Source organism: Paracoccus sp. KKT209 (genome assembly GCF_055635455.1).
Genome location: NZ_CM145758.1, coordinates 111,270 through 123,416, shown reverse-complemented (window position 1 = coordinate 123,416; position 12,147 = coordinate 111,270). Strand labels below are relative to the sequence as shown.

9 protein-coding genes are annotated in these 12,147 nt (G+C 71.5%); 5 read left to right on the top strand and 4 right to left on the bottom strand.

Features of this window, described 5'->3' with window-relative positions; translation table 11 throughout:
- Positions 1-5 precede the first annotated feature (5 nt).
- From truB to rbfA, 3 genes are read right to left on the bottom strand one after another with little or no spacing between them, the layout of a single operon-like run.
- On the bottom strand, positions 6-899 hold the full coding sequence (gene truB / locus ACZ2G3_RS00585; protein WP_470397069.1) for a tRNA pseudouridine(55) synthase TruB: 894 nt from the start codon (positions 897-899) through the stop codon (positions 6-8).
- A gap of 51 nt (positions 900-950) precedes the next feature.
- The gene (locus ACZ2G3_RS00580; RefSeq protein ID WP_470399180.1) at positions 951-1,709 is read right to left on the bottom strand and encodes a phosphodiester glycosidase family protein; all 759 of its coding nucleotides are present in this window, start codon (positions 1,707-1,709) and stop codon (positions 951-953) included.
- Entirely contained in the window at positions 1,699-2,127 is a 429-nt protein-coding gene (rbfA, locus tag ACZ2G3_RS00575; RefSeq protein ID WP_419268643.1) for a 30S ribosome-binding factor RbfA, read from the bottom strand. Before rbfA ends, ACZ2G3_RS00580 begins: the two co-directional genes overlap by 11 nt.
- Positions 2,128-2,199: 72 nt before the next feature.
- On the opposite strand from rbfA, the gene dapB reads away from it, so the two are divergent.
- Positions 2,200-3,033: a 4-hydroxy-tetrahydrodipicolinate reductase gene (gene dapB / locus ACZ2G3_RS00570; protein ID WP_470397068.1), complete on the top strand. Its 834-nt coding sequence runs from the start codon at positions 2,200-2,202 to the stop codon at positions 3,031-3,033.
- 2 nt (positions 3,034-3,035) lie between these two features.
- On the opposite strand, the gene ACZ2G3_RS00565 is transcribed toward dapB, so the two are convergent.
- On the bottom strand, positions 3,036-3,635 hold the full coding sequence (locus tag ACZ2G3_RS00565; RefSeq protein ID WP_470397067.1) for a COG3650 family protein: 600 nt from the start codon (positions 3,633-3,635) through the stop codon (positions 3,036-3,038).
- A gap of 111 nt (positions 3,636-3,746) precedes the next feature.
- Here ACZ2G3_RS00565 and tsaE point away from each other — a divergent pair, with 111 nt between their 5' ends.
- From tsaE to addA, 4 genes are read left to right on the top strand one after another with little or no spacing between them, the layout of a single operon-like run.
- Positions 3,747-5,144 (top strand): tRNA (adenosine(37)-N6)-threonylcarbamoyltransferase complex ATPase subunit type 1 TsaE, encoded by a 1,398-nt coding sequence (tsaE, locus tag ACZ2G3_RS00560; RefSeq protein WP_470397066.1) that lies wholly within the window; start codon positions 3,747-3,749, stop codon positions 5,142-5,144.
- Positions 5,129-5,803, top strand: a complete 675-nt coding sequence (locus ACZ2G3_RS00555) for a nucleotidyltransferase family protein (RefSeq protein ID WP_470397065.1) — start codon at positions 5,129-5,131, stop codon at positions 5,801-5,803. Before tsaE ends, ACZ2G3_RS00555 begins: the two co-directional genes overlap by 16 nt.
- Complete coding sequence (gene addB, locus ACZ2G3_RS00550; RefSeq protein WP_470397064.1) at positions 5,796-8,741, top strand: double-strand break repair protein AddB; 2,946 nt, start codon at positions 5,796-5,798, stop codon at positions 8,739-8,741. Before ACZ2G3_RS00555 ends, addB begins: the two co-directional genes overlap by 8 nt.
- Positions 8,734-12,111, top strand: a complete 3,378-nt coding sequence (addA, locus tag ACZ2G3_RS00545; protein ID WP_470397063.1) for a double-strand break repair helicase AddA — start codon at positions 8,734-8,736, stop codon at positions 12,109-12,111. Before addB ends, addA begins: the two co-directional genes overlap by 8 nt.
- Positions 12,112-12,147 lie beyond the last annotated feature (36 nt).

Below are 12,147 nucleotides of genomic sequence, written 5' to 3'. Positions count from 1 at the left end.
GGCGGTTACAGGTTGAACACCCGCTCGGGCTGGACCATGCCGCCCTGATAGCGGCCGATGCAGACCGGGCCCGTGGCATCCGCGACCCAGACCAGCTCGCCCCATTCGGCGCCGCCGGTCACCTCTCCGGGATTGCCGTTGCGGATGCGGATGGCGCCCTCGGGCGTGGCGCGCAGCATCGGCAGGTCGGTCAGCCCGGTTTCCAAGGGCAGGACCTGACCGTCCAGCCAGTCCTGCGCCTCGCGGTCGATCCTGTCGAAGGCGACGCCGTCCTCGGCCTCGAAGGGGCCCGACCAGGTGCGGCGCAGATGGGCAACATGGCCCAGACAGCCCAACTCACGCCCCAGGTCGCGGGCGATGGAGCGGACATAGCCGCCCTTGCCGCAGACCATCTCCAGGCGGGCGGTGTCGGCACCGGCCTCCAGCAGGACCAGGCTTTCGACCCACAGGGGGCGGGCCGCCAGCTCCATCTCGACCCCCTCGCGCGCCAGGTCATAGGCGCGCTCGCCCTCGACCTTGATGGCGGAAAAGGCGGGGGGGACCTGCATGATCTCGCCGGTGAAGCGCGCCAGGGCGGCCTCGACCTGGGCAGCGGTCGGACGGGTATCGGACCGGCGCACCACCTCGCCCGAGGCGTCGTCGGTCGCCGTCTCGGCCCCCCAGTTCACGGTGAAATCATAGCATTTCAGCGCATCGGTCACGATCGGGACCGTCTTGGTCGCCTCGCCCAGGGCTACGGCCAGAACGCCCGTCGCGTCGGGGTCCAAGGTGCCCGCGTGGCCGGCCTTCTTCGCGTCCAGCGCCCACCGGACCTTGGCCACCACGGCGGTCGAGTTCACCCCTGCGGGCTTGTCCACGATCAGCCAGCCGCTGATATCCCGGCCCTTCTTGCGCGCCATGCGAACCTCCTGAATGCAAGGTGCGGGGCATAGCCCCGCCGCCCCACCGGGTCAACCAGCGGGGTCCACCAGGCCGATGATCGGCCCCATGCTGCGCCCGAAATCCGCCCGGTTCACCTGCGGCGCGTACAGCCGAGAGATCGAGCCGTCGAAATAAAGCGCATCCTGCACGCCCAGTCCGTCGCGGAACAGGCGGCCGAATTCGTGAAAGGTCACCGGTCGGTTCGAGATCGCGAACCAGGCCGTCTGCCCGTCGGGCGACACCCCCACGCCGTTCCTGATATAGCGGCTGTCGCTGTCGACCAGAAAGCGGGGATGCAACTGCCCGTCGATCACCAGCATCGGGCCCGATTGCGTGGCCAGCCGGCAGTCGGGGCGGTCGGCGGCAAAGCTGCGGCTTTCGATCACCTGAAAGGGCTGGGCGCCGCCGCTGCAGAAGACGCCGTTCGGCAGCATCCCGAAATTGTCGTTGCTGGCCCCCGTCACGATGGGCGACAGCTCCTCTCCATCCACGACCAGAAGGCCCACGGCCCGGTAATCGGGGTGGAACATGCCGGCATTCATCGCGAAGGACAGAACCTGGTCCGCCTCCAGCGTGCGGCGGACATTGGCAAAATTGCGCAGCGGGCTGCCGTCGGGACCGTCCTGCCACAGCCGCAGCGCCGGTTCTTGCGCGGCGGGCACCTCGCACAGCACATAGCCCTGGCCGTCGTGGTCGATGCGCTTGCAGGTGGCGGCACCGGCCGGCAGCACCATCGCGACCAGCACCCCAAGCGCCACCGCAAGGCGGCGCGACAGGTCAGCGCGCATCGTCATCCTGGGCATCGTCCTCGCCGGCCTCGACATCGCGGCGCACACGTTCATCCGCGAACAGGCGGCGGGTGTCGTCCATCATGTCAAAGGTCTCGTCCAGCTGGAACCGCAACTCGGGCGCGTATTTCAGCGTCAGGCCCTTGGCCACCAAGTGGCGCAGTTCGGGCGCGTTGCGGCGCAGCGCCAGCAGCGCGGCATCGGCATCGCGCCCGCCCAGGGGCAGCACGAAGGCGGTGGCCACCTTGAGGTCGGTCGAGGTGCGCACCTCGCCCACCGTGATGGAATGCCGGTTCAGTTCGGGATCATGCACATCCCCGCGCGCAAGCACGTCAGCGAGGGTGCGGCGGATCAGTTCGCCCACGCGCAGCTGACGCTGCCGGGGGCCCTGACCGTGGGAAGAGCGGTTCTGTGCCATGAGGACCGATGTAGGGGGTCGCGGGCCGCGCCGCAACGGGATATGACGCCCCAAAGCCAACGGGGGTGGATGATGAGTGATTTGCAGAACACCGATCAGCCGCAGGTGCCGGGGATCGTCGTCACCGGCGCCTCGGGGCGGATGGGGCAGATGCTGATCCGGCTGATCGGGGACAATCCGCAGGTCCGGCTGGTCGGTGCGCTGGAACGGGCCGGCCATGACTGGGTGGGCCGGGACATCGGCACCGCGATGGGCGGCGCGCCCGCGGGTGTCACGGTCAGCGACGATCCGGTGACGGCCATCGCGCAGGCGCAGGCGGTGATCGACTTCACCGCCCCCGCCGCCACCGTGGCCTTTGCCGAGCTGACCGCACAGGCCCGCGCCGTCCATGTCATCGGCACCACCGGGTTCGAGCCGGACCACCTGGCCGCCCTGTCGGCCGCCGCGCGCCATGCGCCGATCATCCGGGCGGGCAACATGTCGCTTGGCGTGAACCTGCTGGTCGGGCTGACGCGCAAGGTCGCCGCGGCGCTTGGCACCGAATGGGACGTCGAGGTGGTCGAGGCGCATCACCGCCACAAGGTCGACGCGCCTTCCGGCACCGCGCTGATGCTGGGCGAGGCCGCGGCCCAGGGACGCGGCGCGGCGCTGGACGAGCTGCGCGTTCCCGCGCGCGAGGGGATCACCGGCGCCCGCCAGCCCGGCAGCATCGGCTTTGCCGCCATCCGCGGCGGCGATGTCGTGGGCGAGCATGACGTGATCTTCGCGACGGAGGGCGAACGCATCGTGCTGCGCCACCTGGCCACCGACCGCGCGATCTTTGCCCGGGGCGCGCTGCGGGCGGCGATCTGGGGCCAGGACAAGGGTCCGGGCGAATACGACATGCACGACGTGCTGGGACTGTAGCGTCAGGGCTGGATCGAACAGCAGCCGGTCAGCATCTGCGGGCTGTCGCCATGGATGACCACCGTGGCCCGCAGCCCGAACAGCCGGTCCGACATGCCGTCCGAGCACAGCTGCGGCGTCGCGGTCAGGGTCAGCCCCTCGGCCACCAGGGCGCGGGTCGGATCACGAAAGACGCCGCTGGACAGCACCGCCCGGACGGGGTGCAGGTCACCCGGCAGGTCCGGCCCGCCCAGCACGACTCCGTCCCCCTGTGGGGTCACCGCCCAGAAGGGCTCGGTTCCAAAGCACTGCCAGCCTGCGGGCAGCGCGCCTTCGGCCCAGACATCGGTGCGATAGTCCAGAAAGCGCGCGCTGACCCAGCCCGCGCCCTCGCCGGTATTCACCCGCGCCCAGCCTTGGCGTTCCTCGACCACCTCGATCCGGGTGGCGTCGGGGGCCAGCCTGCCGATGATGGGCGAACTGGCCGAAGGGTCGGCGCGGATGTTCAGCACGTCGTCCGGGGCCACGCGGGCCACGTCGAACAGCGTGGGCAAGATATATTCCTGCGTGGCGGCCGCCGGACCGGCAAGGGCCAGGCTGAGGGCAAGGGCAAGGCGCAGCATCAGGTTCCCCGAAAACACGTTCGGACCCAGCCTAGCGCGGCGCGCGGCCCTTCGCATCACACGGTTTCGCGGGCGGTTCCCCCCGGCGCGGCAAGCGGCTAGAACAGCGCCATGACCACGCGCCTGATCGCAGACGAGACCCTGACTGCCGCCCTGGCACGGATGCTGGCCGCCGATCTGGCGCCCGGCTGGACGGTGCTGCTGGACGGCCCGGTGGGGGCCGGCAAGACCCATTTCGCCCGCGCCTTCATCCGCGCGCGCCAGGGTGATCTGGCCGAGGGCGTGCCCAGCCCGACCTTCACGCTGGTGCAGACCTATGACGATCCCATGGGGACCGAGATCTGGCACGCCGACCTTTACCGCCTGACCGACCCGTCCGAGCTGCACGAGCTGGGCCTGGAAGAGGCGATGTCGGACGCGATCTGCCTGATCGAATGGCCCGACCGGCTGGAAACCCGCCCGCCCCGTGCCATGACCATCGCCCTGACCCCCTGCCCCGATCCCACGCTGCGCCGGATCGTGCTGGACTGTCCCGGTGCCGACCGGCTGGCCGCCCGCGCCGGCTTTGTCGCGCAGGCGGGATGGGGCGATGCGCGGGTGGTGCCGCTGGCGGGCGATGCCTCGGCCCGGCGCTATTTCCGTCTGCAGGGGCCACAGGGCGCGGCCGTGCTGATGGACGATCCCGGCGGCAGCATGCCGGCCTTCCTCGCCATGACCCGCTGGCTGCTGGACCGAGGCTTCGGCGCCCCGGCGATCCTGGCGCAGGACGCGACGCAGGGGCTGGCGCTGGTTCAGGACCTGGGCGACGACCTGCTGGCCCGCGTGCTGGAACGCGATCCGGCCGTGGCCCCCGTCGCCTATGACCGCATCGCCGACCTGCTGGTCGACCTGCATCACCATCCTGTTCCCGACGTCGTCCCGGCGCTGGACGGGGCGGCGCTGGCCGACCAGGTGGGTCTGTTTTCCCTCTACCCGCAGGCCCTTGGGATCGACGTTCCCGACATCGGCCCGTTGATCGCGGGCCTTCACGACGATCTGGCCGCGGATCAACGCCCCGTCACCGCCCTGCGCGATTTTCACGCCGAGAACCTGATCTGGCGCGGCGCGGCGCCGCTGGGGCTGATCGACTATCAGGACGCGGTGGCGGCGCATCCGGCCTATGACCTGGTCTCGGCGCTGCAGGACGCGCGGCGTGACGTGCCGGCTGAGGTTGAGGCCGCGACCATCGCCCGTTACCTGGCCGCGACCGGGCTGGACGAGGCGCGGTTCCGCGGCGCCTATGCCCTGCTGGGCGCGCAGCGCGGCCTGCGGATCATGGGGATCTTTACCCGGCTGTGCCTGCGCGACGGCAAGCCGCGCTATCTGGACTTCATGCCGCGGGTCTGGGGCCATGTGCAGCGCAACCTGGCCCATCCGGCACTGGCGCCACTGGCCCGCGCGCTGGCGGATGTCCCGGCCCCCGATGCCGCCATCGTCGAAAGGATCCGCGCCCGATGCGCCCGCCCCTGATGATCTTCGCCGCTGGCCTCGGCACCCGCATGCGCCCGCTGACGGACGCGCGCCCCAAGCCGCTGATCCCGGTCGCCGGGCGCAGCCTGCTGGACCGCGCGCTGGACTTGGGCCACCAGGCGGGGGCCGCGCGCATCGTCGTCAACACGCATTACCTGGGTGCGCAGGTCGCGCAGCACCTGGAGGGCCGCGACGTCGCCCTCAGCCCCGAGCCTGACCTGATCCTGGACACCGGCGGCGGGTTGCGGCAGGCCCTGCCCCTACTGGGCGGCAGCCCGGTGATGACGCTGAACCCCGACGTGGTCTGGACCGGGCCGAACGTCCTGTCGGCGCTGCAGGCGGGCTGGGACGATGACCGCATGGATGCGCTGCTGGCGCTGGTGCCGCTGGAGCGGGCGACGGCGCGGCAGGGGGCGGGCGATTTTGCGCTGGACGCGGATGGCCGGGTCACGCGCCAAGGCGATTTCGTCTATGCCGGGGCGCAGATCATCCGGACCGAGCGGCTGGCCGAGATTCCAGACCGGGTGTTCTCGCTGAACCGGTTGTGGGACCTGCTGATCGCGGAGGGCCGCGTCCATGGCCTGGTCCATCCCGGCGGCTGGTGCGACGTGGGCTATCCCGCCGCCATCCCCCTGGCCGAGGCGCTGCTGCGTGGCTGATCTGCACGGCCTTTATGCCCTGCCCCCCGGCGTCGATTTCGCCGACTGCTTCGTGCAGGGGCTGATGGCGCGGATGGCGGACCAGCCGCCCGAAGCCCTGGCGCGCGTCACGATCCTGGCCAACGCCGCGACCACCATGGGGGCGCTGCGCCGGGCCTTTGACCGGGCCGGGCCGCTGCTGCTGCCGCGGCTGCGCTCGATCACCTCGGTCGATCCGGGGCCGCTGGTGATGCCCGATCCGCCCGTGGCGCCCCTGGCGCGCCGCCTGCAGCTGGGTCGCCTGATCGCGCAGTTGCTGAAACTGCGCCCCGACCTGGGGGCCGGACATTCCATCCCGGTCCTAGCCCAATCGCTGTCGCAGCTGATGGTCGAGATGCAGACCGAGGGCCGCGACATCACCGCCTTGGAGGCGATCGATACGGGCGACCATGCCCGCCACTGGCAGAACGCGCTGGCCTTCCTGAAGATCGCAGCGGATTTCCACCTGCGCGACGCGCATAGCGACCGCCCCGCCCGTCAGCGCGCCGCGGCCGAGGCCGCGCTGGCCGATTGGGCGCAGGGGCTGAACCTGCCCGACGGGCCGGTGATCGTCGCGGGATCGACCGCGTCGCACGGTGCCACGCGGCTTTACATGCAGGCGGTGGCGGCGCTGCCGAACGGGGCGGTGGTCCTGCCGGGCTTTGACTTTGACCAGCCCGACGCGGTCTGGGAGACATTGGGCGACGCGGCCGACGACCATCCGCAGTCGCGCTTTGCCCCGCTGATCCGGGCCGCGGGCTATCCCGAACGCTGGACCGATGTGGCACCCCCCTCTGCGGCGCGCAACCGGCTGGTGTCGCTGGCGCTGCGCCCCGCCCCCGTGACCGACCAATGGATCGCCGAAGGCCCGGCGCTGCCCGACCTGATCCCGGCGACGCGGGCGCTGACCCTGATCGAGGCTGACCAGCCCGGCACCGAGGCCGAGGCCATCGCCCTGATCATGCGCGAGGCGGCCGAAAAGGGCGAGCTGATCACCCTGATCGCGGCCGACAGCGGGCTGATCCGCCGCGTGACCGCCGCGCTGGACCGCTGGCATATCCGCCCCGACGACAGCGCCGGCCGCCCCCTGCCCCTGACGCCGCCGGGCCTGTTCCTGCGCCAGGTCGCTGCCCTTTACGGCGAGGCACTGACCATCGACCGGCTGCTGATCCTGCTGAAGCACCCGATGACCGCGACGGGATCGCAGGTGATCGGGCGCAACGACATCCTGCGCCAGACGCGCGACCTGGAACTCAAGCTGCGCAAGCACGGGCCGGCCTTTCCCGATGCGGCCACGCTGCTGAACTGGGCCGAAAAGGGTGACGAGACGCGCAGGATCTGGGCCGGGTGGCTGGCCGCGATGCTGGAGCGGATGACGCCTCTGGCGCGCGACCGCGCGCCCCGCCCGCTGCCCGACCGGCTGGCCGACCTGATCGCGCTGGCCGAGGCGCTGGCGGCCGGCCCCCAGGGCGATCCGGCGCAATCCCGGCTGTGGCAGGACAAGGCCGGGCAGATGAGCCGCGCGGTGCTGGAGCACCTGGCCGAGCATGCCCATTTCGGCCCCGAGATCGGACCGTCGGATTTCTGCGCGCTGCTGATCACCGAATTGCAGGCCAAGTCCGTGCGCGAGGATGTGGCCGGCCATCACTGCCTGCGCATCCGCGGCCCGCGCGAGGCGCGCCTTTACGGTCACGGCCATGTCATCCTGTCGGGCCTGAACGAGGGTGGCTGGCCGCAGCCGCTGTCGCCCGACCCCTGGCTGTCGCGCCAGATGCGGCTGGCGGCGGGGCTGCCGGTGCCGGAACGCCAGATCGGCCTGGCCGCCCATGACTTTCAGCAGGGGATTGCGGCCGACCGGGTGATCCTGACCCGCGCCAAGCGCGACGCCGAGGCCGAGACGATCCCCTCGCGCTGGTTGAACCGGCTGATGAACCTGATGAGCGGCCTGCCCGAACGCAACGGCCCGCAGGCGCTGGAGCAGATGCGGGCGCGCGGCGCCGAATGGCTGGCCCTGGCCGAGGCGCTGGCGCGGCCCCCGACCGCCCTGGCGCCGGCCTCGCGCCCCTCGCCCGTCCCGCCCGGCCCGCCCTTCCGCGAACTGCCGGTGACCGACGTGTCGCTGCTGATCCGCGATCCCTATGCGGTCTATGCCAAGCGGGTGCTGGGCCTGCGCCCGCTGCCGCCCCTGCGCCCGCAGCCCGATGCCGCGCTGCGCGGCCAGACCCTGCATGCCATCGTCGAGGCGCTGCTGAAGTCCCGCCCCGCCCCCGACACCCCGCCCGAGATTCTGCGCGCCACCTTCCTGTCGCTGACCGCCGAGGTTCTGGCGCGCGAGGTGCCCTGGCCCGCCGCCCGCGCCTTCTGGGCCGCGCGGATCGAGGGCATCGCGGACCGCATCGTCGCCGACGAACTGGCCCGCCTGGCCGAAGGCGCGCCGATGGTGATCGAAAACCGGGGCCGCGTGTCGCTGTCCGGCATGGACTTCACCCTGACTGCCAAGCCCGACCGGATCGACCTGCTGCAGGACGGCCGGGTGGCGGTCTATGACTACAAGTCCGGCACGCCGCCCACCGACGCGCAGATCCGCCATTTCGACAAGCAGCTGATGCTGGAGGCGGCGATGGCCCGGCGCGGCGGCTTTGACGCGCTTGGCCCGGTGGACGTGGCCGCGATCCGCTATATCCAGCTGGGCGGCGAGGGGCGCACCTTTGGCCGCGAGCACGACGACGGGATCGAGGGCGAGACCTGGGACGGCTTCGTGCGGCTGGTCGCGGCCTATCTGACGGGAGAGACGGGGTTCACCTCGATGCGGGCGCCGGAGCGGACGTCCTATGCGGGAAATTACGACCACCTGGCCCGCTATGGCGAATGGGCGCTGACGGACCGGGCGATCCCGCAGAAGGTGGGCAATCATGGATGAGGCCACGCTGAACCAGATCGCGGCGGCCGATCCGCTGCGATCGACCTGGCTGACCGCCAATGCGGGCTCGGGCAAGACGCGGGTGCTGACCGACCGGGTGGCGCGCCTGCTGCTGGCCGGGACCGCGCCCGAACGCATCCTGTGCCTGACCTATACCAAGGCCGCCGCGACCGAGATGCAGAACCGCCTGCTGAAGCGGCTTGGCCAATGGGCGATGCTGCCCGAGCCGCAGCTGCGCCGCGAACTGGCCGACCTGGGAGAGACCGCGGAACCCGACCTGGCGCAGGCCCGCCGCCTGTTCGCCCGCGCCATCGAGACGCCCGGCGGGCTGAAGGTCCAGACGATCCACAGCTTTTGCGCGGCCCTGCTGCGGCGCTTTCCGCTGGAGGCCGGGGTGCCGATGGGCTTTGCGGAACTGGACGACCGCAGCGCCCGGGCCCTGCGCGCCGAGATCCTGGAGGAGATGGCCGAGGCGGGCGATCCCGCCATCCGCGACCTGACCCGCCTGCATTCCGGCGACAACCTGGACAGCTTTCTGGCCGGCCTGTCCGAGGCCGATTTCAGCCAGGCCCCCGATCCTGACGCGATCTGGACCATGCTGGACCTGCCCCCCGGGCAGACGCCCGGCGCGCTGCTGGCGCAGGTCTTTCTGGGCAGCGAAGGCGACCTGTGCGACGCGCTGGTCCCGCTCCTGCGCGCGGGCAAGTCCACCGACGCCAAGCTGGCCGAGGTGCTGGCCGGGGGCAACTGGCGCCAGCCCGGCCTGGGCGATCTGGCGCGGCTCTGCGATTGCCTGCTGTTCGGTGCCAAAACCAAGGCGCCCTTCGCCGCCAAGATCGGCAAGATCCCGACCAAGGACCTGGCCTCGGGCCCCTGCGCGCCCTTCATGGACGATCTGCACGCGCTGATGGAGCGGGTCGAGCTGGCGCGCCCGCAGGCGCTGGCCCTGGCGACGGCGGAACGGACCCTAGCCCTGCACCGCTTTGGCCATGCATTCGCGACGCGCATGGCGCAGGCCAAGGCGGCGCATGGCTGGCTGGACTTCGACGACCTGATCCGCCGGACCGCGCAGCTGCTGGAGGAATCCAGCATGGCCCAGTGGGTCCTGTGGCGGTTGGACGGCGGCATCGACCACATCCTGGTCGACGAGGCACAGGACACCAGCCCCGAACAGTGGCGCGTGATCCGCCGCCTGACCGACGAATTCACCAGCGGTGCCGGCGCCCATGACCGCCCCCGCACGCTGTTCGTGGTGGGCGATCCGAAACAGTCGATCTATTCCTTCCAAGGGGCTGACATCGCCGTCTTCGAGGCGATGCGCGACCGCTTCGACCAAGATTTCCAGGCGGTGCAGCAGCCGATGCAGCGGCGCGGGCTGGCCCACAGCTTTCGGTCCTCTCCGGCAATCCTGCGGCTGGTCGATGCGGTCTTTCAGGACCAGGCCGCCGAGGGTCTGGGGGACCCGCCCCGGCACGTGGCCTTCCGCGACGCGCTGCCCGGCCGGGTGGACATCTGGCCGCCCCTGCCCGATCCGGACAAGCCCGAGCGTCCGGACTGGACCCAGCCCGTCGATGCGCCGGCCGAGAACGACGCCGATAGCCTGCTGTCGCGCGCCATCGCCCGGCAGATCCGCGCCATGCTGGGCAGCCCGATCCTGGACGCCAAGTCGGGCGAGACGCGACCGATCACGCCGGGCGACATCCAGATCCTGGTCCAGCGTCGCAGCGACCTGTTCCAGATCCTGATCGCGGAACTGAAATCGGCGGGCCTGCCGGTGGCCGGCGCCGACCGGCTGAAGCTGGCGGGCGAACTGGCCGTGCGTGACATCACCGCCACGCTGGCCGTGCTGGCCACGCCCGAGGATGATCTCTGCCTGGCCGCAGCCCTGCGATCGCCGCTGTTCGGCCTGTCGGAGGATGACCTGTTCCGCCTGTCGGCCGGGCGCGGAAAAAACGAACATCTGTGGGTGCGGTTGCGCCAGTCGCAGCATTCCGAGGTGCAGGCGGTCTTCAACGATCTGGCGGGGCAGGCCGACTACATGCGCCCCTATGACCTGATCGCGCGGCTGCTGACGCGGCACGGCGGCCGGGCGGCGCTGATCGCCCGCCTTGGCCCCGAGGCGCTGGACGGCATCGACGAGTTGCTGTCGCAGGCCCTGGCCTATGAGCAGGTCGAGACGCCTTCGCTGACCGGCTTTCTGGTCTGGCTGCAGGGCGACGATGTGCAGGTCAAGCGCCAGCTGCCCGGCGGCGCGGGCGGGCTGATCCGCGTGATGACCGTGCATGGTTCGAAGGGTCTGGAAAGCCCGGTGGTGATCCTGCCCGAAACGCAAAAGCGCCGCCCCTCGAACGGGCAGCGCGTGGTGCGGGTCGAGGGGCTGCCTGCCTGGCGCGGCGCGGCGGCGGATCGCTGCGACGCGGTCGCGCTGGCCGTCGGCGAATGGGAACGGCGCCAGGAGGAAGAGCGTCGCCGTCTGCTCTATGTGGCGATGACGCGGGCCGAAAGCTGGCTGATCGTGGCGGCCGCCGGCGAGACGGGCGAGGCGCTGGACAGCTGGCATGCCATGATCTTGGATGGTGCCGGCCGCAGCGGCCTGGACCGCAGCACCGTCGAGGTGCCGGACCTGGGCCCGGCGCTGCGCCTGTCCTATGGCGACTGGCCGGTGCAGGCGACGGCCGGGGCCCGTCTCGCGCCAAATGTCCTGACGCCGCCCGATTGGGCGCTGCGGATGCCACCGCCCGAGCCGGATTTCGAGGTTCCCGTGATCGCCAGCGGGTTGGGCGGCGCCAAGGTGATGGGCGCGCCGTCCGAGGGCGACCGCGACGCCGCGATGCTGCGCGGCACGCGCCTGCACCTGCTGCTGGAGCACCTGCCCGTCCATCCCGCCGCCGATTGGCCCCGCATCGCCCGCGCCCTGCTGGCCGGCGCCGAAGGCGGCCTGCCCGATGCCGCGGAACTGGACGACCTGCTGGCCGAGGCGGGGGCGGTCATCGCCGCGCCGGCCCTGCAGCAGGTGATGACGCCGCCTGCGGAGGGCCAGATCCTGAACGAGGTGGCGCTGACCGCGCGGCTGCCGGGTCTGGGCCTGCTGAACGGGATCGTCGACCGTCTGGTCGTCGCCCCCGATGCCATCCTGGCCGTCGACTACAAGACGAACAGCGACGTGCCGCAGGCGCCCGAGGCCGTGCCCGAGGGCATCCTGCGGCAGATGGCGGCCTATCGCGCCGCGCTGCGCGGCATCTGGCCCGACCGGCCGGTCCGGACGGCGGTGCTGTGGACGGCGACGCGCAGCCTGATGCAGCTGCCCGATCCGCTGCTGGACCGGGTGATGGCGGGGCTGACGGGAGCTGCGCCCGGTCCCGCCCCTTGACCCGGCAGGTCGGCGCCCATAGCTGTTGAGGGAACC

What these genes read in the sequence shown, in the direction of transcription:
- addA (WP_470397063.1), top strand. Translation starts at nt 8,734, where the DNA reads ATGGATGAGGCCACGCTGAACCAGATCGCGGCGGCCGATCCGCTGCGA.
- ACZ2G3_RS00555 (WP_470397065.1), top strand. Translation starts at nt 5,129, where the DNA reads ATGCGCCCGCCCCTGATGATCTTCGCCGCTGGCCTCGGCACCCGCATG.
- rbfA (WP_419268643.1), bottom strand. Translation starts at nt 2,127, where the DNA reads ATGGCACAGAACCGCTCTTCCCACGGTCAGGGCCCCCGGCAGCGTCAG.
- dapB (WP_470397068.1), top strand. Translation starts at nt 2,200, where the DNA reads ATGAGTGATTTGCAGAACACCGATCAGCCGCAGGTGCCGGGGATCGTC.
- tsaE (WP_470397066.1), top strand. Translation starts at nt 3,747, where the DNA reads ATGACCACGCGCCTGATCGCAGACGAGACCCTGACTGCCGCCCTGGCA.
- truB (WP_470397069.1), bottom strand. Translation starts at nt 899, where the DNA reads ATGGCGCGCAAGAAGGGCCGGGATATCAGCGGCTGGCTGATCGTGGAC.
- ACZ2G3_RS00580 (WP_470399180.1), bottom strand. Translation starts at nt 1,709, where the DNA reads ATGCGCGCTGACCTGTCGCGCCGCCTTGCGGTGGCGCTTGGGGTGCTG.
- ACZ2G3_RS00565 (WP_470397067.1), bottom strand. Translation starts at nt 3,635, where the DNA reads ATGCTGCGCCTTGCCCTTGCCCTCAGCCTGGCCCTTGCCGGTCCGGCG.